Origin of the sequence: Agromyces atrinae (assembly GCF_013407835.1) — a bacterium.
Lineage (GTDB): Bacteria > Actinomycetota > Actinomycetes > Actinomycetales > Microbacteriaceae > Agromyces > Agromyces atrinae.
Genome location: NZ_JACCBI010000001.1, coordinates 109607 through 135661, shown reverse-complemented (window position 1 = coordinate 135661; position 26055 = coordinate 109607). Strand labels below are relative to the sequence as shown.

General features: G+C 70.9%; 20 protein-coding genes and 2 pseudogenes. 13 read left to right on the top strand and 9 right to left on the bottom strand.

The window, feature by feature from the left end:
• The first annotated feature begins 132 nt into the window (after positions 1–132).
• Complete coding sequence (locus tag BJ972_RS00580) at positions 133–1452, top strand: zinc-dependent metalloprotease (RefSeq protein WP_129177246.1); 1320 nt, start codon at positions 133–135, stop codon at positions 1450–1452.
• Between the two features lie 67 nt (positions 1453–1519).
• Positions 1520–2239: pseudogene (locus BJ972_RS17035) on the top strand (hypothetical protein); the annotation flags it as partial.
• A gap of 13 nt (positions 2240–2252) precedes the next feature.
• On the opposite strand, the gene BJ972_RS00575 reads toward BJ972_RS17035, so the two are convergent.
• On the bottom strand, positions 2253–3992 hold the full coding sequence (locus BJ972_RS00575; RefSeq protein ID WP_129177181.1) for an ATP-dependent helicase: 1740 nt from the start codon (positions 3990–3992) through the stop codon (positions 2253–2255).
• Complete coding sequence (gene nudC / locus BJ972_RS00570) at positions 3941–4867, bottom strand: NAD(+) diphosphatase (protein ID WP_179419903.1); 927 nt, start codon at positions 4865–4867, stop codon at positions 3941–3943. Before nudC ends, BJ972_RS00575 begins: the two co-directional genes overlap by 52 nt.
• Positions 4868–4953: 86 nt before the next feature.
• Between nudC and BJ972_RS17030 the strand changes: the two are divergent.
• A pseudogene (locus BJ972_RS17030) lies at positions 4954–5697 on the top strand (phosphotransferase); the annotation flags it as partial.
• Positions 5698–6023: 326 nt separating this feature from the next.
• On the opposite strand, the gene BJ972_RS00565 reads toward BJ972_RS17030, so the two are convergent.
• Together BJ972_RS00565 and BJ972_RS00560 are read right to left on the bottom strand one after the other, a co-directional pair.
• Positions 6024–9386: an ATP-dependent helicase gene (locus BJ972_RS00565; RefSeq protein ID WP_129177187.1), complete on the bottom strand. Its 3363-nt coding sequence runs from the start codon at positions 9384–9386 to the stop codon at positions 6024–6026.
• Positions 9383–12490, bottom strand: a complete 3108-nt coding sequence (locus tag BJ972_RS00560; protein WP_129177189.1) for an ATP-dependent DNA helicase — start codon at positions 12488–12490, stop codon at positions 9383–9385. The genes BJ972_RS00565 and BJ972_RS00560 overlap by 4 nt, the downstream gene beginning before the upstream one ends.
• A gap of 118 nt (positions 12491–12608) precedes the next feature.
• On the opposite strand from BJ972_RS00560, the gene BJ972_RS00555 reads away from it, so the two are divergent.
• Together BJ972_RS00555 and BJ972_RS00550 are read left to right on the top strand one after the other, a co-directional pair.
• Positions 12609–12833 carry a DUF3107 domain-containing protein gene (locus BJ972_RS00555; RefSeq protein ID WP_129177191.1) on the top strand — a complete coding sequence of 75 codons (225 nt, stop codon included), beginning with the start codon at positions 12609–12611 and terminating at the stop codon, positions 12831–12833.
• Between the two features lie 2 nt (positions 12834–12835).
• A complete protein-coding gene (locus BJ972_RS00550) occupies positions 12836–13144 on the top strand; it encodes a hypothetical protein (protein ID WP_129177192.1) in 309 nt (102 codons plus the stop codon).
• 24 nt (positions 13145–13168) lie between these two features.
• Here BJ972_RS00550 and BJ972_RS00545 read toward each other — a convergent pair whose 3' ends face one another.
• Positions 13169–13897, bottom strand: coding sequence for a ferritin-like fold-containing protein (locus BJ972_RS00545; protein ID WP_241830908.1), 729 nt, complete (start codon positions 13895–13897; stop codon positions 13169–13171).
• A gap of 136 nt (positions 13898–14033) precedes the next feature.
• Between BJ972_RS00545 and BJ972_RS00540 the strand changes: the two genes are divergently transcribed.
• Both BJ972_RS00540 and BJ972_RS00535 read left to right on the top strand, forming a co-directional pair.
• On the top strand, positions 14034–15527 hold the full coding sequence (locus tag BJ972_RS00540) for a DEAD/DEAH box helicase (RefSeq protein WP_179419902.1): 1494 nt from the start codon (positions 14034–14036) through the stop codon (positions 15525–15527).
• 86 nt (positions 15528–15613) lie between these two features.
• Positions 15614–16036, top strand: coding sequence for a DUF805 domain-containing protein (locus BJ972_RS00535; RefSeq protein ID WP_129177194.1), 423 nt, complete (start codon positions 15614–15616; stop codon positions 16034–16036).
• Between the two features lie 120 nt (positions 16037–16156).
• Here BJ972_RS00535 and BJ972_RS00530 read toward each other — a convergent pair whose 3' ends face one another.
• On the bottom strand, positions 16157–17023 hold the full coding sequence (locus BJ972_RS00530) for a PHP domain-containing protein (RefSeq protein ID WP_129177196.1): 867 nt from the start codon (positions 17021–17023) through the stop codon (positions 16157–16159).
• A 76-nt stretch (positions 17024–17099) separates the two neighbouring features.
• Between BJ972_RS00530 and BJ972_RS00525 the strand changes: the two genes are divergently transcribed.
• Together BJ972_RS00525 and BJ972_RS00520 are read left to right on the top strand one after the other, a co-directional pair.
• Positions 17100–18119, top strand: a complete 1020-nt coding sequence (locus BJ972_RS00525) for an endonuclease/exonuclease/phosphatase family protein (protein ID WP_129177198.1) — start codon at positions 17100–17102, stop codon at positions 18117–18119.
• Between the two features lie 44 nt (positions 18120–18163).
• Positions 18164–19711 carry an aminopeptidase P family protein gene (locus tag BJ972_RS00520; protein WP_129177200.1) on the top strand — a complete coding sequence of 516 codons (1548 nt, stop codon included), beginning with the start codon at positions 18164–18166 and terminating at the stop codon, positions 19709–19711.
• 14 nt (positions 19712–19725) lie between these two features.
• Here the strand turns inward: BJ972_RS00520 and BJ972_RS00515 are convergent, their stop codons facing one another.
• A complete protein-coding gene (locus tag BJ972_RS00515; protein WP_129177202.1) occupies positions 19726–20073 on the bottom strand; it encodes a TIGR02611 family protein in 348 nt (115 codons plus the stop codon).
• 57 nt (positions 20074–20130) lie between these two features.
• Positions 20131–20649, bottom strand: coding sequence for a general stress protein (locus tag BJ972_RS00510; protein ID WP_218850975.1), 519 nt, complete (start codon positions 20647–20649; stop codon positions 20131–20133).
• Between the two features lie 55 nt (positions 20650–20704).
• Between BJ972_RS00510 and BJ972_RS00505 the strand changes: the two genes are divergently transcribed.
• The 4 genes from BJ972_RS00505 to BJ972_RS00490 are packed head-to-tail and all read left to right on the top strand — an operon-like array spanning position 20705 to position 24516.
• Entirely contained in the window at positions 20705–22039 is a 1335-nt protein-coding gene (locus BJ972_RS00505; protein WP_129177204.1) for a magnesium transporter MgtE N-terminal domain-containing protein, read from the top strand.
• Positions 22026–22544 (top strand): DUF1003 domain-containing protein, encoded by a 519-nt coding sequence (locus BJ972_RS17025; protein WP_129177206.1) that lies wholly within the window; start codon positions 22026–22028, stop codon positions 22542–22544. The genes BJ972_RS00505 and BJ972_RS17025 overlap by 14 nt, the downstream gene beginning before the upstream one ends.
• Positions 22541–23677 (top strand): Mrp/NBP35 family ATP-binding protein, encoded by a 1137-nt coding sequence (locus tag BJ972_RS00495; protein ID WP_129177208.1) that lies wholly within the window; start codon positions 22541–22543, stop codon positions 23675–23677. The genes BJ972_RS17025 and BJ972_RS00495 overlap by 4 nt, the downstream gene beginning before the upstream one ends.
• Positions 23674–24516: a hypothetical protein gene (locus BJ972_RS00490; RefSeq protein WP_129177210.1), complete on the top strand. Its 843-nt coding sequence runs from the start codon at positions 23674–23676 to the stop codon at positions 24514–24516. Before BJ972_RS00495 ends, BJ972_RS00490 begins: the two co-directional genes overlap by 4 nt.
• A gap of 43 nt (positions 24517–24559) precedes the next feature.
• Here BJ972_RS00490 and BJ972_RS00485 read toward each other — a convergent pair whose 3' ends face one another.
• Positions 24560–26026 carry a pyridoxal phosphate-dependent decarboxylase family protein gene (locus BJ972_RS00485; protein WP_241830909.1) on the bottom strand — a complete coding sequence of 489 codons (1467 nt, stop codon included), beginning with the start codon at positions 26024–26026 and terminating at the stop codon, positions 24560–24562.
• Positions 26027–26055: the final 29 nt, after the last annotated feature.

Sequence of the window (26055 nt, the reverse complement as noted above, 5' to 3'; positions counted from 1 at the left end):
GGCTTCGGGCGTTTTCCCGGCGCGGCCGATGTCTCTCGGGTTAGCGTAGAGGAACGCGACTGGAAGGTGGCTGAAGTGGCCGATCACGACGATTCGGGCGAGGAACGAAGCCCCGAAGAAGAACTCCGCGCGATGCTCGAGAACCTGCTCTCCGGCCAGGCCGGAGTCGACCCGACGGCCCTCGCCGGTGCGGCGGGCCTGCCGAACGATCCGGCGAGCGTGCAAGCGCTCTTCAGCCAGTTGCAGAGCGCGATGGCCGGGGCGGGAACCGAGGGCATCGACCCGCAGGTCGCCCTCAAGCAGGGGCGCGAACGCACGGCCGCCGGTCAGCTCTCGGTGACCGATGACGAGCGCGCCGTCTACGACCAGGCCCTCCACGTCGCCGGGCTCTGGCTCGACGAGGCCGTCTCGGTCTCCACCCTCGGGTCCGAACCGCGCCTGCTCACCCGCACCGAGTGGCTCGAGCAGACGATGCCCCTCTGGATCCAGCTCGCCGAGCCCGTCTCGTCGAGCATCGCCGATTCGCTCACGCGCGCCCTCACCGAGCAGGCGCCCGAAGAGATGCAGTCGATGGTGCAGGGCGCGAGCCGCATGCTCCGCGGAGTCGGCGGAACGCTCTTCTCCATGCAGCTCGGCCAGGTCGTCGGGCAGCTCGCGACGGAGGTCGTCTCGGGCGGCGACGTCGGGATCCCGCTCCTCGACGACGGCCAGGCGGCCCTCCTCCCCCAGAACATCCGAGAGTTCGGCGCCGACCTCGACATCCCCGTCGACCAGGTCCAGCTCTACCTCGCCGTGCGCGAGCTCGCGCACGCGAGGCTCTTCCGGCACGCCCGGTGGCTTCGTCTGCACCTCATCACGTCGATCACCGAGTACGCCCGCGGCATCTCGATCGACACCGAGCGCATCGAACGGCTCGCCGAGGACTTCGATCCGTCGAACACCGAGTCGTTGCGGAACGCCGTCGCGAACGGCTCGCTCATCGCGACCCAGAGCGACGCGCAGAAGGCGGCCCTCGGCCGACTCGAGACGATCCTCGCCCTCGTCGAGGGCTGGGTCGACGTCGTGACCTCCGCGGCGACCTCGCGACTCCCGAAGGCCGAGCAGATCAACGAGACGATCCGTCGCCGCCGCGCGACGGGCGGTCCTGCCGAGTCGGCGTTCGCGACCCTCGTCGGCCTCGAACTCCGCCCGCGCCGTCTCCGCGAGGCATCGGCGTTGTGGGCGGCGGTCACCGAGGCCGTCGGAATCGACGAGCGCGACGCGCTCTGGGCCCACCCCGACCTGCTCCCCACCTCCGAGGATCTCGACGACCCGAGCCGCTTGGTGGCGCGCGTCAGCGGCACACCGAGCGAGACGGATGCCGCGGACGACGAGTTCGACCAGGCGCTCGAGGCGCTCCTCCGCGGCGACGTCGGCGAGGCCCCGAAGCCCGAGGACGACTCCACGCCCTGACTCCATGCCCTGACTTCGGGCTGTGGATAGCGGGCGTCCGGGCGTCGCCGCGCGGCATGCTCGTGGGATGGCCCTCCGCATCGATCCCCGGATTCCCGTCGTGTGGCGTTCGCCCGAGACCATCCAGCTCGGCGTCCGGCGCCGCGTGGCGACCGTCGAACACGCTGACGCGGTGGACGCCGTGCTCATCGACGCCCTCCGCATCGGCACGGTCCGCTCCGCGCTCGACGTGCTGGCGCATGAGCTCGGCGGAGATGCGCGTCAGGTCGACATCCTGCTCGCGAGCGTCGAACGCGCCCTCCTCGACGATGCCCCGACGACCCGCCGACGCGTCGTCGTCGACCCTCAGAGCCCGGCATCCCCGTGCATCGCCGAGTCGATCGAGGCCGCCGGCTTCGAGGTCGCCGGGGCCCTCGCCGACGACACCGACGCGGTCGTGCTCGCCGCCGACTACGTCGTCGATCCGCGCACGGCGGCGCGGCTGCAGAGCCGCGACATCCCGCACCTCCCGGTCGTCTTCGACGACGCCGGCGCGCACATCGGCCCGCTCGTCGTCCCGGGTGCCGCGCCCTGCCTCGCGTGCATCGAGCTCGGGCGTACACACGTCGACGAGGCCTGGCCCGCGATCGCCGCGCAACTGATGGGTCGAGTAGCGGCCCACACGCCGACTCGCATCCAGTACGCCGCCGCAGCCGAGGTGGCTTCGGCCCTCGCGGTGTTCCTCGGCTCCGGGGAGAACCCGCTCGCGGAGGCCATCCTGACGATCGACGGCCGCACGGGCAGGACGAGCCTCGGCGCGGTCAGCGCGAACGCGGAGTGCGCGTGCCGATCTCTGTCAGGAAGCGTGACGACTCTCGTACTCCGCGCTGACGATCGCCCTGCTCGGCCCAGCTCACCACGAGTCGCCGCCGTGCCCGCGTGATGCCGACGTAGAGCAGACGGCGTTCCTCGTCGATCGCCTCGAACCCCGTCGCGTAAGAGATGGGTACGAGGCCCTCGCTCACTCCGGCGATGAAGACGCTCTCCCACTCGAGGCCCTTCGCCGAGTGCAGGGTCGCCAGCGTCACAGCCTCGACCGTCGGTTCGTGCTGCGTCGCCTGGCGCGACATGAGGTCGTCGGTGAACTGCCGGAAGGTCATCTCGGGCGGTGCGTCGTCGACGAGTCGGGCGATGGCGTTGAGCGACTCCCACCGGGCGCGCACGGCACCGGGGCCCTCGGGAGCTTCGTGGCTCCAGCCGAGCGAGCGGAGCACGTCGGAGACCGACTTGAAGAGGGGCTCACCCGAGATGGTGAGGGATGCCGCGCGCAGGGTCATGACGGCCTGTTTGACCTCGGGCTGCTCGAAGAAGCGCGCGCCTCCGCGCACTCGCGAACTCACGCCGACGTCGTCGAGGGCACGTTCGATGACGGCCGACTGCGAGTTCACGCGGTAGAGGATCGCGATCGACTCGGGCCGCTCCCCCGCGTTGATGAGTTCGAGCACACGCTGGGCGATGCCTCGGGCTTCCGCGACGTCGGAGGGGTAGCGCAGGATCACCGGATCGTCGGCCGGGGCCGTCGTGGCGGCGTGCAGGGTGAGCGCGCCGGAGCGACCGCGCATCAACCGGTTGGCGGCGTCGATGATCGGGGCGGTCGAGCGGTAGTTCTGCTCGAGCCGCACGACGGCGGCGTCGTCGTACCGGCGCTCGAAGTCGAGGAGGTACTCGGCACGGGCGCCCGCGAACGAGTAGATCGTCTGCGACGCGTCGCCGACGACGCAGAGCTCGCGGCGATCTCCGAGCCACAGTTCGAGGAGCCGCTGCTGGAGCGGCGAGACGTCCTGGTACTCGTCGACGACGAAGAAGCGGTACTGCTCGCGCACGTGCATCGCGACCGACGGCTCCGACTCGATCATGCCGGCCATGACGAGCAGCACGTCCTCGAAGTCGAACTGACGGCGCTCGTCCTTCAGGGATTCGTAGGCGGCGTGCAGTTCGACGACCTGCTCGGTCGTGAGCGACCCGGGGGTGGGCCGGCCCGCGAGGGCGTAACCGTCGAGCCCGAGACCCGACACCTTCCGCCATTCGATCTCGGCCGCGACATCCCGCAGCGTCGCCGTGTCGACCTTGAGCCGGGCACGCTCGGCGGCCTGCCCGAGCAGTCGGCCCTTCGCCGGGAGGATCTCGGGCGCGTTGCCCCCGACGACGAGCGGCCAGAAGTAGCCGAGCTGCGAGAGCGCCGCCGCGTGGAACGTGCGAGCGGCGACCCCGCCGGCCCCGAGCGCCCGCAACCGGCCGCGCAGCTCGGCGGCGGCGCGGCTCGTGAACGTGAGCGCCATCACGCGCGTCGGCGTGTAGGCCCCCGTCGCGACGCCGTAGGCGATGCGGTGCGTGATGGCGCGCGTCTTACCGGTACCGGCTCCCGCGAGAACGCAGACCGGACCGAGCAGTGTCTCGGCGGCGACCCGCTGATCGTCGTCGAGTGCCGTCAGGAGGCTCTCGGGCGAGTTCACCAGCGATCGTCCTCGATCGGAGCGCCGTACCAGTCCTCGAGAATCCATCGCGCGATCGACGACGACCCCGGCAGGACGACGTCGTCGCCCGCCTCACGGATGTCGTCGCGGCTGAACCACCGGAGGTGGAGGATCTCGACACCGTCGGGCGTCGCGCTCTCGGGCACAGTTCCCGCGGCGATGCGCGCCTCGAAGCCGAGCATGATCGACGCGGGGAACGGCCACGGCTGAGATCCGAGGTAGCGCACGTCGCCGACGACGACGCCCGCCTCTTCGGCGATCTCGCGCACGACGGCGGCCTCGAGCGACTCACCGGGCTCGACGAAGCCGGCGAGCAGCGAGTAGCGGTTGGCCGCCCAGAGCGCATTCGACCCGAGGAGCACGCGGCCCGCGTCATCCATCACCCGCACGATCACGGCGGGGTCGGTGCGAGGGAAGTGCTGGGAGTCGTCGGCCGGGCATCGGCGCACCCACCCGCCCTGGATGACGTCGGTCGGGGTGCCGCACCGCGGGCAGTGCGTGTGGGTCGAATGCCAGTTCGCGAGCGCGAGCGCCTCGGTGACGAGACCCGCGTCGCGATCGCTCAGTTCGGACGCGATGGCTCGGAGACCCGCCCACCGCAGCTCTTCGGGCTCGATCGCCTCGGCGTCGTCGTCACTCACGATGCGCGCCTCGATCGGAGAACCGTCGGCATCGCGACCGAGATAGAGGCGCAGAGCGGATGACGGCAGGTCGCCGACAGGAAGGAGGGCGAGACGCGGTGCGGTGTCCTCGGTGCGCTCCGTGAGGAGCGCCCGACCGCGCGAGAGCAGCATGACCCGGGTCGACGCGTCGGCGTCGAGATCACTCCAGAGACTTTCGCTCTCACGACGCGCGGCGTCTCGGTCGATCGCTGCCCTCGAGAGCGGAGGCGGAGTGGTCACGCAGAAAGCCTCTCGTCGAGCGGAAATCGGGTTCGCGCAGATGTCGGGAACGCGTGGCGGTCGGCCATGCTGAGCGGTGCCGACCTATGCTGAGAGGCATGGCCAGACCCACTCTCACTCTAGCCGCGTTGGCCACGGCGGCCGTCTCCGGCCTCGAGATCACCTCGGCCCAGCGGCACTCCCGCGGATCGCACGGCGACTACGACGCGGTCGATCTGCAGAGCGCCGATGGACGACGCCTCCTCGTCCGCGTGCCGAACTCGGTGAGCGCCGAGACCGAGCAATCCGCCGACCTCGTGGCGCTCCGCGCGCTCACGACCGGAGTACGCGGCCGACTCGACTTCCGCGTTCCCACCTACATCGGACAGGTTCCCTTCAGCGGCACCCGGGCGATCGTCTCCGACCTCATCCCGGGCGACGTGTACTCGGCCGACGAGCTGACCCGCGATGCGGATGTGGCCGACGCCGTCGGGCGCGCTATCGCCGCGATCCACTCGCTGCCGACGGCGTTCGTCGGTGAGGCCGGCCTCCCGCAGGCCTCCGCCGCCGACAGCCGCACCGCCGCCCTCGCACTCATCGGGCGCGCGGCCGATACCGGGCGCCTGCCCGCGGCCCTCGTGCGCCGATGGGAGAACGCCACCGACGACGACGCGCTCTGGCAGTTCCCGGCCCTCGTCATCAACGGCGGACTCTCGGCCGACTCGTTCCTCATCGAGGGCGACCGCGTCTCCGGCGTCATCGGCTGGGCCGGACTCGCCGTCGGCGACCCGGCGAAGGACCTGCACTGGCTGCTCGGTGCCCGCGGGGCGAACGCCGAGGTCGCACTCGCCGCGTATACGTCAGCACGCTCGGGCGGCATCGATCGCCTCATCGCGCAGCGCGCGCTGCTCTACGGCGAGCTCGAGCTCGTCAAGTGGCTGCTGCACGGCATCGACGCCCGGGACTCGGCGATCGTCGACGACGCGGTCTCGATGCTCGACGGACTCGTCGAAGGCGTTCACGCCGAGCACGTGAGCCCCTTGTCGCCCGAGACCGGCCCGATCATGACCGTCAACGATGTCGAGCGCATGCTCGACCGCACGCCGCGCGAGAGCGCTCGGCGCGACCCCGGAGCGCACCTCCTCACCGACAGCTACGACCAGTCGGAGTTCGAGCGCTACCGGGAAGGCGAAGCCGCCGGGCCCGACGCGGACGCGACCGGACCGATCGCACTCGACCTCACCGGATTCGGTGACTCGTCGGCGCCGTCGGGAACCTCGGAGCCGGATGCCGACACCGACGCGACGACTCCCGACCAGGATGCACGCAACTCCGATTCGTCGTAGAGGCGCTCGGGTCGGATGACCCGGTCGTCGTCGACGAAGTAGAAGACCGCGTCGATCGTCTCGGGATCGATGCCCGCCCAGGTCGCGTACGCGAGCCGGTAGAGGGCGAGCTGCGTCTGCTTGAGCTCGAGGTCGCGTTCGTCACGCGGTGCCTTGCCCGTCTTCCAGTCGACGACCTGGTACCGGTAGCCGGCGGCGTAGAGCTCGGAGCCGTCGTCGACCGAGTACACGGCGTCGAGCTTGCAGATGAAGACCGTCTCACCGATGGGCAGGTGGATCTCGACCTCGACCTCGGTGGGCTTCCGGTGCCCCCAGGGCGACGCCTCGAAGGTCTGCTTGAGCTTCTCGAACCGGGCGGACTCGACCGTGTCGCCCGGGCTGTCGAGCTCGAAGAGGTCGGCGTCGACGGCATCGATCGCGCCGAGGGAGCGATGCTCGACCCACGAGTGGAACAGGGTACCCAGGCGGGTCGCACGGTACGGCCGCTGCGGCATGGGCCTCCGCACCTGAGCCGAGACCGCCCGAGGGTCGTCGACGTAGTCCTTGAAACGGGAGGCGGGCACTCGGGTGGGGATGACGGTCAGGTCGTCGTTCTCGCTGCGTCGGCGTCGCTCTTCGAGGAGCAGCGCGACGTCGCGGCGGAGCGTCGCATCGGCGATCGGTGACTCGTCGTCGATCGCCCTCTCGACGGCGGCCGCGGCTGCCGTGATGCGCGCGCGCCGCGTTCCGAGCGGATCGAGCGGCCAGACGGAGCGCTCGGCGACCTCGATACGCGGGTTCTCGTCGTACGTCGATGCGGGCGGAAGGACGTCGACCGGCAGGATGCCCGCCACGACGAGTTCGCGGAGGTAGTCGCTCGGGCCGCGCGGAGCCTTCTGCGTCGACCACCACGAACCGCTGAGGAGCAGCTCCTGGCGGGCGCGCGTGACGGCGACGTAGGCGAGTCGGCGCTGTTCGTCAGCGTGCTGTGCGGCGACCTCGTCGCCGAACGCCGCGAACGACTCGGCGAACTCGGTCTGGTCGTGCACGCCGCGCCACACGAGGTCGGGGAGCTCAGCGGCATCGCCCTTGAACTCGAACGGCAGCCCGCCGAAGACGACCCAGCCGCGTTTGCTGAGCGGCTCGCCGGGCATCTCCTTCTCGACGAACCGCGGCACGGCGACGCAATCCCATTCGAGACCCTTCGAGCCGTGGATCGTGAGCACCTGGACGGTTCCCGGTTCGGGGGCGTCCTGACGCGGAGCGAGGCGGTCGCGCTGCTCGGCCTCGTCGAGCCAGCCGAGGAAGGAACCGAGCGTGGCGTGGTCGCTCACCCCGAGGAACCCGCCGAGGAGCTCGTGGAACGCGTCGAGGCTCGGCCGACCGAGCGGTTGCGACTCGTTGGCCGCGACCTCGATGTCGAGGAGGAGTTCTTGCTGCACGAGACCGACGAAGTCGATGAGGTCAAGACCCGTGCGCCGGCGGAGCGCCTGGAGCTCGCCGCCCGCTCGTCGGAGGCGATCGAGGCCGAGCTCGCTAAAGTCGGCGAGCCACCCGTGGTCGGCGCGAGTGGTGACGAGGAAGTCGAGCGCATCGACGATCGAGACGCTCTCGTCGGCATCGACGCTCGCTCGCAGGCCCCGCCTCACCTCGGGATCGAGCGGCGCGAGGGTGTGGTCGCGATCGGCGAGTCGACGGGCGAGCTCGCGGAGTGCCCTGATGTCGCGCGGGCCGATGTTCCACCGTGCGCCGACGAGGAGACGGAGGAGTTCGGACCCGGCCGTCGGATCGTCGATGACGCGGAGCGCGGAGACGAGGTCGGCGATGACCGGCTGATCGAGCAGGCCCGCGAGCCCGAGGACGTGGAAGCGCACGCCGCGCTCGTGGAGCGCCGACGTGAAGATGTCGACGTTCTTGAGCGTGCGGCAAAGGATCGCGGCCGAGGGAGCCGCATCGGGCGGGCCGACGAGCCGCCCGGCGAACCACTCGGCGACGCGAGCGGCCTCTTCCTCGACGGTCTCGCCCCACACGACCTCGAGAGAGCCGTCGGGCGCGACGGGCGACGGCACGAGTGCCTCCTTCTCGACGACGCCTCCCTCACGGAACGGCTGGACGAGACGGTTGGCGGCATCGAGGACAATCCGCGGGTTCCGCCAACTCGTCGAGAGCGGGAACGCGAGCGACGACGAGTCGGGCGAACGCGAGAAGTCGTCGGCGAATCGCGCGAGGTTCGCGGCACTCGCGCCGCGCCACCCGTAGATCGACTGGTCGGGATCGCCGACCGCCATCACCGAGTGGTCGTGGAAGAGCGTGGAGAGCAGCCGCGTCTGCACGACGCTCGTGTCCTGGTACTCGTCGAGCAGCACCGCGCGGAACCGTGATCGATAGTCGTCGACGACGTCGGGGTGCGACTCGCAGATCTCGAGTGCCAGGGCGATCTGATCGGAGAACTCGACGAAGCCGCGCTCGCGCTTCGCGGCCTGGTACTCGACCGCGAGCTCGATGAGCGGAGGGAGCGAGTCGACGGCCGTGAGCGCCGCGGTGAACTCGGCGAACGGCGTCTTCTTGCGCCCCGTACCCCCGATCGGCAGATCGGAGAGCATCAGGAAGTCGCGGGCGAACCGCTGCACGTCGGCCGCGTCGACGACGTTGTCGGCGAGGGCACGGCTGAGGTCGAGCACGGCGGCCGTGACCTGATCGAGAGACTTGTCGAGCTCGGCGAGGCGGTGGTCGCCGCGCGAGACGACGACCTGCCGAGCGAGCTGCCAGGCCGAGGCCTCGCTCAGGATCGCGGCGTCGGGCTCGCGGCCGATGAGGAGGGCCTTCTCGCGATAGATCGTGCTAGCGAACGAGTTGTACGTCGAGACCTCGGCCGACTCGAGCGGATCGACGTCGATGTCGGCGATGCCCGTCGCGACGAGCTGATCGACGCGGCGGCCGATGCGTTCGGCGAGCTCGCCCGCGGCCTTGCGGGTGAAGGTCAGGCCGAGCACCTCCGAGACGTCGACGTGGCCGTTCGCGAGCAACCAGACGACTCGAGCCGCCATCGTCTCGGTCTTGCCGCTCCCGGCGCCCGCGACGACGAGGCTCTGCGCGTGCGGGTCGGCCTCGATGACGGCCGCCTGCTCGATCGTCGGTCGGTGCTGCCCGAGGTGATCGGCGATGCTCTCGGCCGACAACCCGGTGGTGATGCTCGTATCCGTGTTCGCGCTCATGCCGACACCGCCTTCACGAGGTGCACGCGGATCTGCCAGGCGCTCAGATGCGGCTTCGCCCCCGAGGGCTCGTGTGCCTCGAAGTGCGATGCGGCCATCGTGCGGCCGATGCCGCGGACCCGCTCGCGGAACGCATCGAGCTCCTCGTCGCTGAAGGCCTGCTGGGCACGCTCGGTATACGCCATCCCCTTGTCGGGTCGAGCGAGGAAGACGAGCTTGGCACCGCCCGGCTGCGCGCCCTCGCCTCCGACGTCGATGACCCCGTCACGTTCGGCGAGCTGGTAGGCACCGAGCTGCGCGTTCTCCGACATCCCCTTGATCGCGGGCACACTCTTTCCTGTCTTGAGGTCGACGATGACGAGGGTGCCATCGCCCGAACGCTCGACGCGGTCGATCGTTCCGCGTACGACGAACTGATCGAACTCGATCGTGAACGAGCTCTCGCTCGAGACGAGCACCTTCGTGTCGTCGGCGAACTGCGCGAGGTACTCGGCTGCTCCCCGCGTCATGCGCCGCACCTTCTCGCGCTCGCGCTCCGCGAGCCAGTCGGCCTCGAATCGCAGCTCGCCCCAGCGGTCGTCGACGTGACGATCGAGTGTCTCGGCATCGATGTCGCCCGAGTCGGCCGCGGACTCGACGACGGCGTGCACGAGGGTTCCGAGCGATGCGGCCACGCCGCGCGGCGGCGACGCCATCTGGTCGACGAACCACGCGAGCGGCGACTCCTCGGCCTTCTCGATCTGCGACGGCGAGATCGAGACCTTCGCCTCGGGGTCGCCGTCGAGATCGACGAGCGGCGCGGTCGTCGACGGTGCTGCGAGCCCGTACCACTCGGCCGGATCTGCGCCGGCGACGTTCTCGCGTGCGAGCGTGCCGAGAGCGGATGCCGCCGACCGATCACCGGTCGCCGCGAGTTCACGTCGGAGAGCCCCGACGAGACCGCGCAGGTGGAGGGGCCGCGACCGGGCGAACGGGGCGTCGACGGGGGCGAATCGCATGAGCGGCGACGGCTGCTCGTCGTCGTTGCTCGTGCACGTGAGCACGAGCAGGCGTTCGGCACGCGATGCCGCGAGGGCGAAGAGCCGCAGTTCGTCGGCGCGCACCCGGGCTCGCTCGTCGACCGGGCGGACGACGTCGGGAAGCGGCGCTCTCTCGCGCAGTGCGTGGACGACGTCGGGCAGCAGATCGGCGTGCAGGAGCGACCCCCGAGGACGGAGGTTCGGCCACACACCCGATTGCAGTCCAGCGATGACGACCGTGTCGAACGAGCGCCCGATGAGGCCGGGAGGCGTCGTGACGAAGACGTGTTCGCCGCCGCGCTGCGGAGCGAGGGAGTCCTCGGGCACGTCGGCGCCGAGCACGTCGTCGACGAAACGCCGTGCGGGGGCGTCGGGGGTGCGCTCGACGAATCGCTGCGCCGAGGAGAAGAGCGCGACGGCACCGTCGAGAGCACGGTTCGCCTCTTCGGCGAGCACTCCGTGACCGGCGGCCTGCGTGCCCCACGCCTCGGCGAGACCGCTGCCCTCCCACAGGGCCCAGAGCACGTCCTCGATCGACCCGGATGCCGCAGCGACGGCTGACGCCGAGCGCAGCGTGCGGGCGAGACGTGCCGCCCGACGCGCACTCGGGGCGTCGATCTCGGCGAGCTGATCGGGGTCGGCGAGGCCGAGCACGAGGAGCTCGTCGCTCGTGCGCGTACCCCCGGCTCCCAGTTCCCGCTGGCGGAGAGCGAGCCGCAGGCGGCGGAGACCGACGCCGTCGAGCGAGCCGAGCGGTCCGAGCAGCAGTTCGGCGGCGAGGGGAGCGTCGAGCTCGTTCCGACCGAGCACGAGGGCCGCTGCGGTGAGGAGCGGCCGGGCTCCCGGCTCGTCGCGGAGCGCCGAGCGCGCGACCGAACCGCGCGTCGGGACGTCGACGAGCGCGAGCGCCCTCTCGATGCCCGCGATGTCGGCGCCGGAGCGCGCGACGACAGTCATCTGCGACCACGGCACGTCGCCGAGGAGGTGTCGCTCGCGGAGCAGCGCGGCGATGCGGCCGCACTCGGCGGCGTGCGAAGGTGCGTCGATGCGGACGACCGCGGCACCCGGCTCGTCGGAGGGAGAGACGAGGGTCGCGCGGCGTTGGGGCCCGGCGAGGGATGCACCGATGTGACCACTGACCTCGGCGACGACCGCGCGGATGGCGGGGCGACCGCGATAGATATGGTCGAGGACGAAGCGATCGGCGTCGCCCAGCCCGAGGGTCGTGGCGAGCGAGCCGAGGAGGTCGGCCCGACCGCCGCGGAAGCCGTTGACGCCGACGTCGGGGTCACCGAATGCGACGATCGCCGCACCGCGAGCGGCGAAACCACGGAGGAGCGCGATGACCGACTCCGTCGCCTCTTGCGCGTCGTCGACGACGATGAGGCGCACGCGCGCGAGCCCGCCGAGGACGCGGGGGGCATCATCGGGAGTCGTGTCGAGGAGCAGTCGGGCGGCGAACGCCGAGAGCTCGGCCGAGTCGAAGCGGCCCACGAGCGCTTGGTCCTTCACGTCGGAGTACTCGACGAGGAACTCGGCGGCGGCCGACCACTCGGGTCGCTCCGTCGCCCGAGCGGCGCGCGCGAGCTCTGCAGGATCGATGCCGAACTCCGCCGTGCGCATCACGAGGTCACGGAGCTCGGTGCGGAACCCGCGGAGTCGACGCACCTCGGGCGACAGGTGCTCGGGCCACGCGGGACCGCGCCCCTCGTCGAGCGCTCCCTCGAGGAGGTCGTCGATCACGCGGTCGTGCTCGGCGCCCGTGAGGAGAGCGACATCGCCCTCGGACGCCTGCCGCACGAGCTGGAAGGCGATGGAGTTGGCGGTGCGCGCGATCGGACCGTTCGTCGGTCGGCCGATGCGCACGGCGAGCCGATCGCGCAGCGCCGTCGCCGTCGCACGGTTCGGCGCGAGCACGAGCACGTCTTCCGGATCGACGCCGTGCCGTGCGACCTGCTCGGCGACGAACTCGACCGCTGTCGTCGTCTTCCCGCTGCCGGGCGCACCGAGCACGGCAGCCGACCGGCCGGCCGCGAGGGCGAGGACGGCGTGCTGCGACGGGTCGAGGGAGACGTACTCGGACATGCTGCACAACCTAGCCCGTTGCGCCGACAGTGAACGCGTCCGACCCCCTCCGGGTTGTGTCATAGTCTGGGCGAGTGGTCGTTCGCGGCCCCATCAGGCAGCAGAGGAAAGGCGCATCGTGGACATTCGTATCGGCATCCAGAACTCCCCCCGAGAGATCGGCTTCGAGAGCGCTCAGACCGCCGCCGAGATCGAGTCGGCCGTCGCCGACGTCGTGTCCGGCTCGAGCCCCGTCCTGAAGCTCAAGGACGCCAAGGGTGCCGTCTACCTCGTACCCGCGGCGACTCTCGCCTACGTCGAGATCGGCACCGAAGAGTCCCGCCGCATCGGCTTCGTCGCCTGAGCATGGAGCTCCTCTTCGTCGCGCTCGGCGGCGCACTGCTCGGCATCGCGGCCCGCTACACGGTTCCGCGTCGTTCGACACACGGGGTGCTCGTCATTCCCGCCGTCGGCGCCCTCGCGGCATCCGTCGTCTGGGTGGGGCTCACGTGGCTCGGCTGGGCGTGGGACGGCGGATGGATCTGGGTGGCGTCACTCGTCATCGGCGGACTCGTCGCCGCAGCGATCGCCTGGTACGTCGGAGTGCGCCGCACGGCGGCGGACGACGCCTTCCTCGCGTCGGCCGTCAAGAACGGCGTGCCCGCCCGCGCCTGACCTCGGCGGCGCCACGCAGGCGCGTCAGGCCGTGAGGCCGAGGCCGTCCATGCGGCGGGTGTGCGCGGCGATCAGCTCCGTGAACACGGGCTCGATACGGGCATCCGCCGCAGCGCTCGACCCCGAGCGCAGCGCCGACCGCGCGACGAGCAGTGTGTCGCCGACGAGACGACGGCCCCACAGGGCGAGTCGGTCGGCGAGACCCGGAATCTCGGCGATGCCGGTCGCCAGTTCGCGGACGAGTGCGGCTGCGCCGCCATCCTCCGCGAGGATGTGCACGACGCGCGACCGTGCGTCCGGCGAGAGGCCGCTCGCGAGTGCGGTGAAGTAGTCGTCGAGCATTCCGGCGGTGATGTAGCTGCTCAGCAGCAGCTCCCACCAGTCGGAGCCTGCGGTTGCGCGCCGGAAGGCGTCGAGGGCGGGAGCGAACGGAGCCATTACCTCGGCGGGTTCGGCGCCGAGCCGCCGCAGCTGCTCGATGAGCGCGTGGTGCTTACGGAGGGCGACGCCCGCCGACGCGCTCAGACGCTCCTTGGCGCCGAGGTCGGGGGCGAGTGCTACCGCTCGTGACAGGTTCTCGAACATCTCGAGCTGGATGTACGCGGCCTGGCCGAGGAACGGCACGAGATCGGGCGTCAGTTCGGTGAAATCGATGCGGGTCGACGGCGCCGACGCGCCACGCGGGCGCACCGATGCACCCTCGGCGCGTCGGGAGTCCGCCTCGGGGCGACGACGAGCGAACCACGAAACCACGGTGACAGCCTAGTGTCTCGCGGCTCTCGCGCAGTCTCACCGGGTAGGCTGGCGTGAGCCGGAGGCGTTGGACCCCCGGCCTGCGCCTGAGGACAGTCAACGAGGCGCACTCGCATACGTCGACAGGCATTCATCAGTGACCACTTTCTCCGATCTCAATATCGAACCCGACATGGTCGAGGCTCTCGCCTCGAAGGGCATCGAATCGCCCTTCCCCATCCAGGAGCAGACGATCCCCCTGGCCCTCACCGGCCAGGACATCATCGGCCAGGCCAAGACCGGCACCGGCAAGACCTTCGGCTTCGGCCTCCCGCTCATCCAGCGGCTCGGCCTGAACCCCGAACCCGGCGTGCAGGCGCTCGTCGTCGTCCCGACGCGTGAGCTCGCCGTGCAGGTGAGCGAAGACCTCGTCCTCGCGACCTCGAACCGGTCGACGACGATCGTGTCGATCTACGGCGGCAAGGCGTACGAGGGGCAGATCGAGCAGATCAAGGCCGGCGCGCAGATCGTCGTCGGCACCCCGGGCCGTCTTCTCGACCTCGCGTCGCAGCGACTCCTGAACCTCGGCAACGTCCGCGAGATGGTTCTCGACGAGGCCGACAAGATGCTCGACCTCGGCTTCCTCGCCGACATCGAGAAGCTCTTCTCGCAGACCCCCGCCGGCCGCCACACCATGCTCTTCTCGGCGACCATGCCCGGCCCGATCGTCGCGCTCGCGCGACGCTTCATGAGCCGTCCGATCCACATCCGTGCGACCGACCCCGACGAGGGCCTCACGCAGGCGAACATCAAGCACCTCATCTACCGCGCGCACTCGCTCGACAAAGATGAGGTCATCGCCCGCATCCTCCAGGCCGAGGGCCGCGGCAAGACGATCATCTTCACGCGTACGAAGCGCGCCGCCGCGAAGCTCGTCGAAGAGCTGAACGACCGCGGCTTCAACGCTGCCGCCGTGCACGGCGACCTGAACCAGGATCAGCGCGAACGCGCCATGGCCGCGTTCAAGGCGGGCAAGAAGGACGTCTTGATCGCCACCGACGTCGCCGCGCGCGGCATCGACGTCGACGACGTCACCCACGTCATCAACCACACCATCCCCGACGAAGACAAGACGTACCTCCACCGCGCGGGTCGCACCGGGCGTGCCGGAAAGACGGGCATCGCGGTAACCTTCGTGGACTGGGACGACCTGCACAAGTGGGCGCTCATCAACCGGGCGCTCGAGTTCGGCCAGCCCGAGCCGACCGAGACCTACTCGTCGAGCCCGCACCTCTTCTCCGACCTCAACATCCCCGCCGGAACCAAGGGCCGCCTGAAGCCGTCGGCCGTCGCCGCCGCTCCCCCGCGTGCGAGCACTGCCGGCCAGACGGGCGAGAAGGTCCAGGACGCCTCGAGCCGCCCGCCGCGCTCACGCAACCGTCGCCGCACGCGCGGCGGTGAGGGCGGCGAGGCTCCTGCCGGAGCCCCCGCGACCGCCGAGGCGAGCGAGTCGAGCGAGACGCGCGAACACGGAACGGGGACGCACGACGGCGGCGGACACGAGCACCACGACGGCAACGCGGCACCTCAGCGACGTCGCCGCCGCCGCGGATCGCGGTCGGGCGGCGGATCGCCCGCGCCCACCGCGTAGTCACCGCGTTTCGACGACGCCCCTCCTCGCCCGCGAGGAGGGGCGTTCTCGATGCGCCCGGTGCACGATTCCGCTAGGGTCGGCGGGTGACTCTCGCATCCAGCGGTACGCCCGCCCTGTCCCTTCCCCTGCCCGGCGCATCCTTCGGCCAGGCCATCTCCCGCTTCTACGCGAAGTACGCGGTCTTCAGCGGTCGCGCGAGTCGGTCGGAGTACTGGTGGATCGCCCTCTTCCAGGCGATCGTGTACTCGGTGCTCGGAATCCTGGCCCTGCTCGGCGGCCAGAACGGTGAGCCCGGCCCGCTGTCGATCATCGCGCTCGTCGTCATGGGCGTCTTCTGGCTCGGCAACATCCTCCCCGCCATCGCGCTCTCGGTGCGCCGCTTCCACGACGGCGGCTACTCGGGATGGCTCTACCTGCTGAACCTCATCCCGTCGCTCGGAGGCGTCATCGTCTTCGTCTTCATGCTGCTTCCCTCGAACCCCCAGGGCGCTCGATACGACGCATGAGCCTCGCTGCCTGTTTGCAATTCAGGTCGACAGACGTGTCGCACCCGGCTCCGGCCATTCAACGGGGCAACACGCCGGGTGACTACCTGAATTGCGAATAGGAGAAATGGGGGCAGGCACTCAGCCGATGGGCGCCGAACCGGTGCCCTGGGCGATGATCTCGGCGACGACCTCGGGCGACGTCGTGTACTCGCCGAGGCGATTGGGCTTGCCGTCGCCGTGGTAGTCGCTCGAACCGGTGATCGCGAGGCCGTACTTCGCGGCGAGCGCGCGGAGCGGCCCCTTCGATTCCTCGCGGTTCTCGGGGTGGTCGATCTCGATGCCGAAGAGCCCGGCGTCGACGAGGGCTTTCAGTCGCGACTCGGGGATGACGTCCTCGGCGCCGCGCGTGCCGGGGTGTGCGAGCACGGGCACGCCGCCCGCGGCTCGGATCGTGCGGATACCCGTGAGCGGGTCGGGTGCGTAGTGGGGGCTCGCGTAGCCGCGACGCCAGTGCAGGATTCCGGCGAAGGCCGCCGAGCGCGTGTCGGCGAGACCGCGCGCGACGAGCGCATCGGCGATGTGCGGTCGTCCGATCGTCGCGCCCTCCGCCGTCTGGGCGAGCACGTCGTCCCAGGACAGGTCGTAGTCGGCCGAGATACGACGCACGATCTCCTCGGCCCTCGTCAGTCGCGCCTCGCGGATGCGCGCCGTCTCGGCGAGGAGCCCCTCGTCGAACGGGTCGATGAGGTAGCCGAGCATGTGCACGCTCGCGAACGAGACGCGGGTCGAGAGCTCCATGCCGGGGATGAGCACGATTCCGTGCTCGATCGCCGCCGCACCCGCTTCCTCCCAGCCGGCCGTCGAGTCGTGGTCGGTGAGGGCGAGGGCGCTGAGGCCGGCGGCAGCGGCCGACGCGATGAGCTCCGCGGGCGACTCCGTGCCGTCGGAGACCGTCGAGTGGGTGTGCAGATCGGCCCCACCACGGAACCGCTCGGCATTCAGCATCCCTCCATCGTAAGGCGAGGCGTTCATGGGGGCGGCTACCGGCACCTCCTCAGAATCGTCTCGTACGCTCTGGAGGATGCTTGCCCGCCTGCTCAGCGCCCTCGTGGTGCTCGTCGTCGCCGCTCTGGCCGTCGTCTTCACGTGGCCGCAGGCCTTCGGCCTCCAGAACGAGTGGGTCATCTCCCACGTCGTCGCACTCCGCGGCGCCGCCGTCGTCTGCGCGCTCATCGCCGCCGTCGTCTTCGGCCTCCTCTCGTTCGCGAAACCCCTCCGCGGGTTCACGATCGGGCTCGTCGTCATCCTTCTCGTCTACGCGGGCGCGAACGTCGCGATCCTCTCGGCGCGCGGATTCGGCGGTGAGGCGGCCCCGGCCGACGAGACGTCGGAATCGATCACGGTGCTCTCGTGGAACACGCTCGGCGAAGTGCCCGAGGCGTCGACGATCGCCGAACTCGCCCTCGAGCGCGGGGCGGACATCGTGTCGCTCCCCGAGACGACCGAGCCCCTCGGCGAGGAGGTCGCGATCGCGATGCGTGAGGGCGGTCGGCCCATGTGGGTGAAGACGATCGCCTTCGACCAGATCGCGAAGGCACGCTCGACGACGCTCCTCATCAGCCCCGACCTCGGCGACTACGAGGTCGTCTCGGCCGAGGGCTCCGGGCCGCCCGGCAACACGAACACGCTGCCGACGGTCGTCGCCGCGCCCGTGAACGGCGAGGGACCGACGATCGTCGCGGTGCACGCCGTCGCGCCCATCCGGTGGGAGATGCGCAACTGGCGCAGCGACCTCGACTGGCTCGCCGAGCAGTGCGCGGGCGACGACGTCATCATGGCCGGCGACTTCAACGCCACGGTCGACCACTTCGCGGGGCGCGGCGCCGCCGACCTCGGCAACTGCGCCGACGCCGCCGTGGCCGCGGGCTCGGCGGGGCTCGGAACCTGGCCGACCGATCTGCCCGCTCTTCTCGGCAGCCCGATCGACCACGTCCTGGCCACCCCGAACTGGACGGTCACGTCGTTCGACGTCCTCGACGAGTACGACGACTCGGGCAGCGACCACCGTCCGGTCGTCGCGACGCTCGAACGCGCGGGCTGAGTCCGCCCCCTTCCGTTCGACGAGAGCGGTGGAAGAATGGGGGGATGTCCGACACGACCGACACCGAGACCACCGCCTCCCACGACGAGGCCGGCCGCAACGCCAACCGTTCGACGACCCCCGGGTCCGAGGGATTCAAGGAGTTCATCGGAACGGGCTGGGCCGAACGCACCGACGTGCTCCCGCCGCTCCGCGCCCAGGCGCCGTACGCGGCCGAGCGCCGCGCACGCCTCTCCGCCCTGCACCGCGGCACCCGCCTCATCGTTCCCGCGGGTGATGTGAAGCAGCGCTCGAACGACACCGACTACGCCTTCCGCGCGCACTCGGCCTTCGCCCACCTCACCGGCTGGGAGTCCGACTCCGAGCCGGGCGCCGTGCTCGTGCTCGAGCCGACCGCCGACGGGCACGACGCCACCGTCTACTTCCGCGAGCGCGCTGGGCGCGACTCGGAGGAGTTCTACGCGAACCCCGCGATCGGCGAGTTCTGGATCGGCGCACGCCCCTCGCTCGAGCAGGTCGCGTCCGAGCTCGGTCTCGCCGCGCGTGACCTGTCGGAGTTCGGCGACGTCATCGCGGCGGTCGACACCGAGACGCTCGTCGTGCGCGAGGCCGACCCCGCGATCACCGAGAAGGTCGACCACGCCCGCATCCGTTTCGCCGCCGAGCGCGCGCTCTCGACGAACGCGAGCGACGGTGCGTTCAGCGTCGAGTTCGGCTCCGACCACGAACCGGATGCCGCTCTCGCGCGCGACCTCTCCGAGCTGCGTCTCGTGAAGGACGAGTTCGAGATCGCCGAGATGCGCGCGGCGATCGAGGCCACGCGACGCGGCTTCGGCGACGTGCTCTCCGAGCTCCCCCGCATCATCGCCGAGGAGCGCGGCGAGCGCCTCATCGAGGGCGTCTTCTTCACGCGTGCGCGCCTCGACGGCAACGACGTCGGCTACGGCTCGATCGCCGCGGCCGGCCCGCACGCGACCATCCTGCACTGGACCCGCAACGACGGCCCCGTCGTGCCCGGAGACCTCGTGCTGCTCGATGCCGGCGTCGAGCTCGACAGCTACTACACGGCCGACATCACCCGCACGTTCCCGGTGAACGGCACGTTCTCCCCCGTGCAGCGCGCCGTGTACGAAGCCGTCCGCGAAGCAGCCGACGCCGCGTTCGCCGTGGCCCGACCGGGTGCGATCTTCCGCGAGGTGCACGCCGCCGCGATGACCGTGATCGCGGCGAAGACCGCGGAGTGGGGCTTCCTGCCCGTCTCGGCCGAGGAGTCGCTGCGACCCGAGAACCAGTTCCACCGCCGCTACATGGTGCACGGCACGAGCCACCACCTCGGCATCGACGTGCACGACTGCGCGCAGGCGCGTCGCGACTTCTACCTCGACGGCGTGCTGGAACCCGGCATGGTCTTCACGATCGAACCCGGACTCTACTTCCAGCCCGACGACCTCTCGGTGCCCGCGGAGTTCCGCGGCATCGGCGTGCGCATCGAGGACGACGTGCTCGTGACGGCCGACGGCGTCGAGAACCTCTCGGCCGCGTTCCCCCGCACGGCCGACGAGGTCGAGGCGTGGGTGCGGTCAGCCCTCTGACGTCGGCGTGAGGCTCAGGCGCGCGCGGCTCGACGCGCGCGCCACCATGCCCAGAAACGGGCCAGCTGGCGCTTCACGAAGAGCGCGAGTCGCCGGGCCCAGGAGAACTCGGTGCCGAGGATCGCGAGTCCGAGGAAGACGATGAGCCACCCCGGCCCGGGCAGCGGAACGAGGATGAGGCCGACGATCGCGACGATCGATCCGAGCACGGCGACGCCGACGCGGTAGACGGCGCGCAGCCCGGGCGACCGGTCGATGCGCGCGCGCATCCGGCGGAGGAAGCGACGCACGGGCCGCTCGGGCGATTCGGCGCGCACGATCTCTTGCGCGATCTCGCGCTCGAGGGTCGTCTGGTCGGTCATGGGATGACGATAATCGCGCTACCTGAAAGGTCGCGCCACACGCCGTGGGAGAGCGCCTCAGGCCTCCGAGGCCGGTGTCTCGGCGGCATCCGGTCGGTTCAGGATGTTCCGCGCGCGGTTGCCGAGCTCGGTCTCGACGACGAGCGAGTAGCTGCCGGCGACGACCTGCATGACCGAGGTGAAGTCGCGACGGCGGCGACGGATCGAGTACGAGACGATGCCGAAGAGCATGCCGAAGCCGGCTCCGACGAGCACGGCCGCTCCGAGCACGGGCCATGAGGCGCCGCTCGGCGAGAAGATGAAGAGCACGAGCCCGAGGAACATACCGAACCAGGCGCCCGTGAGCGCTCCGCCGCCCGCCGCGCGACCGTACGACATCGCCCCGGTCACACGCTCGACGCTCTTCAGGTCGCTCCCGACGATCGACACCTGCTTGACGGGGAAGTCGGCCTTCGCGAGCCGGTCGACCGCAGCCTGCGCCTCGGGGTAGGTGGAGTACTCGGCGACGGTGTCGCCCTGGGGCACGCCGTCGCTCGCGGCACCCGCCCTCGAACGGAACGGCTGGGGATTACTCACCTGACCATTCTCCCACGAAGGCGGAGATCGGCCGGTCGAGGGCTAGATTTGAGAGGTGAGTGCCACCAGAGTCTTCGTCGCCCGCCTCGCGGGGTGCACGGTCTTCGACCCCGCGGGCGACCGCGTCGGTCGAGTGCGAGATGTGCTCGTGGTCTATAGACGCTCCGATCCCCCGCACGTCGTCGGTCTGATCGTCGAGATCCCCGGAAAACGCCGGGTGTTCGTGTCGATCAACCGCGTGACGTCGATCTCGGCCGGCCAGATCATCACGACGGGCCTCATCAACGTGCGACGCTTCGAGCAGCGCGGCGGCGAGGTGCGCGTCATCGCCGAGATGCTCGGCCGCAAGGTCGCGTTCGCCGACGGCTCGGGCGACGCCACCGTCGAGGACGTCGCGATCGAGGAGTCCGCCCAGGGCGAGTGGGAGGTCTCCCAGCTCTTCGTGCGGAAGCCGAAGTCGGGAGCCTCGCCGTTCGCGAAGGGCACGACGGCGTTCGTCACCTGGAAAGAGGTGCGCGAGAAGACCGTCTCGGGCGAGGCCCAGTCGGCCGAGCGTCTCATCGCGACGTATTCGGAGCTGAAGCCCGCCGACCTCGCGACGACCCTCCTCGACCTGCCCGCGCAGCGCCGCCAGGAGGTCGCCGAGGAGCTTCCCGACGACCGTCTCGCCGACGTGCTCGAAGAGATGCCCGAGTCCGACCAGGTCGAGATCCTCTCGGGTCTCGCCGACGACCGCGCGGCCGACGTGCTCGACCACATGCAGCCCGACGACGCCGCCGACCTCATCGCGCAGATGCCCGAGGAGCGCGGTGAACACCTCCTCGACCTCATGGAGCCCGAAGAGGCGGAGGACGTCCGCTTCCTGCTCGCCTACGCGCCCGACACGGCGGGTGGTCTCATGACGCCCGAGCCCATCATCGTCTCCGCCGACGCGACGGTCGCCGAGGGCCTCGCGCTCATCCGCCGACACGACCTGCCGCCCGCACTCGGCGCGGCCGTCATGGTCACGCTTCCGCCGTACGAACCGCCGACGGGGCGCTTCCTCGGTGTCGTGCACTTCCAGCGGATGCTCCGCTACCCGCCGCACGAGCGGCTCGGAACCCTGCTCGACCAGGGCCTCGAGCCCGTTCGCGCCGAGACCTCGGCGGCCGAGGTGAGCCGCATCCTTGCGAGCTACGACCTCGTCTCCGTTCCCGTCGTCGACGACCACCACCGCCTCGTCGGCGTCGTCACGATCGACGACGTGCTCGACTACCTGCTGCCCGACGACTGGCGTAGTCATCCGGAGGACGACAACGAGGTGGCCCAGCGCGCAGCCGCGCGCGCCCAGCTCGAGACCCGCAGCATCCCGATCCAGACCGGGCGGAGGGCGACGGATGCCTCGCGCTAAGAACGACGCACGCCTCGACGTGCCCAAGGGCCTCGGGTCGAGCTCGGTCCGCAATCGCACGTCGAGCGACCGCTTCGGCCGATTCACCGAGTCGATCGCGCGCGGCATGGGCACGCCGTGGTTCCTGCTCGGTCTCTCGCTCTTCGTCATCCTCTGGATCGGCTGGAACACGTTCGCACCCGCCGGCTGGCAGTTCGACTCGATCGAACTGGGCTTCATCGCGCTCACCCTCGTGCTCTCGTTGCAGGCCTCGTACGCGGCGCCCATGATCCTCCTCGCGCAGAACCGTCAGGACGACCGCGACCGCGTTCAGATCGAGCAGGACCGGCAGCGCGCCGAGCGCAACCTCGCCGACACCGAGTACCTCGCGCGCGAGGTCGTCGCGCTCCGCCTCGCGATGAAGGATGCGGCGACCAAGGACTTCATCCGTTCCGAACTGCGTTCGCTGCTCGAGGAGCTCGACCGGCGCGACGCCGTCGAGAACGAGGAGACGCGCGCACCGTGACGGACCTCGAGGACAGGGTCCGACGCGCTCTCGCGGGCGTCATCGATCCCGAGATCCGGAAGCCCATCACCGAGCTCGACATGGTCGCCCACGTCGTCGAGACCGCGACGGGCGTCGAGGTCGGGGTGAAGCTCACGATCGTCGGCTGCCCCGCCGCCGACCGTATCGAGCGAGATGCGCGCGTCGCCGCGGAGAGCGTCGTCGGCGACGGCAACGCGGTCGTCGCGATCTCGGTCATGACGCCCGCCGAACGCGACGCCCTGACCGAACGTCTCCGCGGCGGTCGCGGCCCGCGCGGCATCCCCTTCGGCGCCGACTCGCTCACGCGCGTCTACGCCATCACGAGCGGCAAGGGCGGCGTCGGCAAGTCGACACTCACCGCGAACCTCGCGGTCGCCCTCGCCGCCCGCGGTCTCGCCGTCGGCCTCGTCGACGCCGACGTGCATGGCTTCTCGATCCCCGGTCTGCTCGGTCTCGTCGACGCCGACGGGCACGCCGCGAAGCCGACGCGCGTCGGCGAGATGATCCTGCCCCCGGTCGCGCACGGCGTGAAGGTCATCTCGATCGGCATGTTCCTCGACGACCCGCGCGCGGCCGTCGCGTGGCGCGGTCCGATGCTGCACCGCACTCTGCAGCAGTTCCTCGGCGATGTCTTCTTCGGCGACCTCGACGTGCTCGTGCTCGACCTCCCGCCGGGAACGGGCGACGTGGCGATCTCGGTCGGTCAGCTGCTGCCGACGGCCGAGGTCATCGTCGTCACCACCCCGCAGCCGGCCGCCGCCGACGTCGCCGAGCGCTCGGGCGTCGTCGCCCGTCAGACCGGTCAGCGCGTCATCGGCGTGATCGAGAACATGGCGGGTCTCGCGCAGCCCGATGGCAGCGTGCTCGACCTCTTCGGCTCGGGCGGCGGCGCCGAGGTCGCGCGGCGTCTGTCGGAGTCGGGCGACGACGTGCCCCTCCTCGCCCAGGTGCCCCTCTCGATCGCGTTGCGCGCGGGCGGCGATGCGGGCGCTCCGATCGTGGAGTCGACCCCCGACGATCCCGCCGCTCGGGCGATCGATGCGGTGGCGGCCCACCTGGCCTCCCGTCCGCGCGGACTCGCGGGCAAACCTCTCGGGATGTCGGTGCGATGAACCGCGCCGGGGTCGCGCTCGCCGCCGTGGCGGCGTTGCTCGCCCTCGCGGGTTGCTCGGCCCCGACCGAGTCCGCTCCGTCCTCCTCGGGCGAGGGTCTCGAGGCGCGCATCTTCCAGTACCGCCTCGACTATCTGCCCCGCGTGCTCGAGGTCGGCCTCGAGAACACGGGTGAGAACCCGCTCGACATCCGTTCGGTGCGGTTCGACTCGGAGCTCTTCGAGGCGCCAGCGTTCACCGAGCGAGGCACTCTTCTGAAGCCGGGCGCCGTCGTCGACCTGCGCGTCGATCTACCGGCCCCGCGATGCAGCGGTACAGCGGGCGCCGAGAGCGTCATCGTGACGCTCACTGACGGCACCGAGATCTCGCTCGTGCCGACCGACGACCAGGACACGCTCGCGCGCATCAACGACGAGGACTGCCTCGCCGAGGCGGTCGGCGCCGTCGCGACCCTGACGCTTCCGAGTTCGGTGCGGCGATCGGATGACGGTGCGGGCGCATCGGGATGGCTCGACATCGCCATCGCACCCGAAGCCGCGGGCGAGACCCCTCTCGTGATCGATCGTGTGCTCGGGACGACGCTGCTGTCTGCGGTCACGGGCGACGGCGCGTCGTGGCCCGTCGACCGCGTCATCCGCCCGGGCGACGAGCCGAGCGTGCTCTCCCTCGCGGTGCGGCCCACGCGGTGCGATCCGCACGCCGTGGCCGAGGACAAGATCGGTACGATCCTGCCTGTCGAGGTCCGGACCGGCGAGCGTGCCGGGCCGCTCGACCTCGCCGCCGACGACGCGCTCAAGTCCGATGTGTACGCGTTCGTCGCCGAGGTGTGCGGGTTCTGACGGAGCGACCCAGACAGCCGGGCTCAGCGGGGTTCAGCAGCACTCAGCGGGGTTCGACGACGCGCGCGATGAGCTCGACGAGCAGTCGCTCGACGACCGGCGCCGGGAGTTCCTCGACGAGGGCGAGCACGGGGGCCAGCCGGTCGGGCACCGCCGCCGCGTCGCCGAGCAGCCCGACCTGTGTCAGGGTCGCCGCCGCGAGGTCGGATTCGGCCGAGGGGCCGGTCTCGACCGATGCGGCGCCGAGCTCTCCGACCGACGCGAGCACGTCCGCCCCCGAGACGGCGGGGACGCCGCGCACGGCGTCGGCGGCAGCCACGAGCGCGGCCTGAATGTCGGAGAGCACCGCTTCCGTCACGGGCGTGATCGTGAGGTGCGTCGTGTGCGGCAGACGGGGGCCGTCGCTCTGCACGAGACCCGGCTGCAGTTGCAGGAGGAACCCGCGCGCGCGGACCTCATCGGCCCAGAGGTGAGGATCGACCCGGCTCTCGGCCGGCACGCCCTCATCGGCGCACACGGCGAAGAGGGGCCCGACGGGATCGCCCACGAGCCGGAGTCCGTCGATGTGCTCGACGGTCGACTGCAGCGCCGCCGTCGCCCGCTGGGTCTGAGCGGTGAGGCGTTCGAATCCCGGAACACCGAGTGCCGCGATGATGGCCCACGCCGCGGCGAGCGGTCCCGCCGGTTTCGAGCCGAGGAGCGTGGCGTTGACGACGGGGTAGCCGGGCCACCGACTCGTCGCGAAGTACTGCAATCGCTGCCGGTCGCGGCCGCGCTGCAGCAGCACCGAGACGCCCTTGGGCGCATAGCCGTACTTGTGCAGGTCGGCCGAGAGGCTCGTGACCCCGGGCACCCGGAAGTCCCAGAGCGGCTGCTCGCCCGGCCAGAACGCGAGCGCGAAGCCGCCGATGCACGCGTCGACGTGCACGTCGACACCCGCGGCGAGCGCGGCGGCCGCGACTGTCTCGACGTCGTCGAGGGTGGCGAACGGGTAGGACGGGGCGCTCACGACGACGAGGGCGACGTCGGGCCCGAGCCGGTCGACGAGGCCGATCGCACGGCCCTCGGCATCGACGGGGACGAGGTCGAGATCGAGGTCGAGGTAGTGCGCCGCCTTGTGGAACGCCGCGTGCACGGTCGACGGCGCGACGATGCGCGCCCGCCCGGTGCCGCCGCGTGCCCGCCAGGCCGCACGTGCGGTCGCGACGGCGAGGAGGCAGCTCTCGGTGCCTCCCGAGGTCACCGATCCGACGACATCCTCGCCGCCGTGCAGTGCACGTCGCGCGAATCCCACGACTTCGCCCTCGAGGACGGCGACCGAGGGGAACGTCGTGGGGTCGAGTGCGTTGAGCGGCTGCACGATCCGGGCAGCGGATGCCGCGAGCTCGTCGATCTGGGCGAGGCCGGAGTCGTACACGTACGAGAGCACGTGTCCGCCGTGAGTGGGCGCGTCGCCCTCGCGCAGCGCCGCGAGCCGCTCGAGCACGGTCTCGGGAGAGGTGTCGAACACGGAGGACGTCCTTTCGTCGGGGTGCGTGC

Coding starts and splice junctions, on each gene's coding strand:
- BJ972_RS00580 (WP_129177246.1), top strand. CDS start 133: ATGCTCGAGAACCTGCTCTCCGGCCAGGCCGGAGTCGACCCGACGGCC.
- BJ972_RS00525 (WP_129177198.1), top strand. CDS start 17,100: ATGCTTGCCCGCCTGCTCAGCGCCCTCGTGGTGCTCGTCGTCGCCGCT.
- BJ972_RS00520 (WP_129177200.1), top strand. CDS start 18,164: ATGTCCGACACGACCGACACCGAGACCACCGCCTCCCACGACGAGGCC.
- BJ972_RS00575 (WP_129177181.1), bottom strand. CDS start 3,992: ATGGATTCTCGAGGACTGGTACGGCGCTCCGATCGAGGACGATCGCTG.
- BJ972_RS00530 (WP_129177196.1), bottom strand. CDS start 17,023: ATGCTGAATGCCGAGCGGTTCCGTGGTGGGGCCGATCTGCACACCCAC.
- BJ972_RS00490 (WP_129177210.1), top strand. CDS start 23,674: ATGAACCGCGCCGGGGTCGCGCTCGCCGCCGTGGCGGCGTTGCTCGCC.
- BJ972_RS00515 (WP_129177202.1), bottom strand. CDS start 20,073: ATGACCGACCAGACGACCCTCGAGCGCGAGATCGCGCAAGAGATCGTG.
- BJ972_RS00560 (WP_129177189.1), bottom strand. CDS start 12,490: ATGTCCGAGTACGTCTCCCTCGACCCGTCGCAGCACGCCGTCCTCGCC.
- BJ972_RS00550 (WP_129177192.1), top strand. CDS start 12,836: ATGGAGCTCCTCTTCGTCGCGCTCGGCGGCGCACTGCTCGGCATCGCG.
- BJ972_RS00565 (WP_129177187.1), bottom strand. CDS start 9,386: ATGAGCGCGAACACGGATACGAGCATCACCACCGGGTTGTCGGCCGAG.
- BJ972_RS17025 (WP_129177206.1), top strand. CDS start 22,026: ATGCCTCGCGCTAAGAACGACGCACGCCTCGACGTGCCCAAGGGCCTC.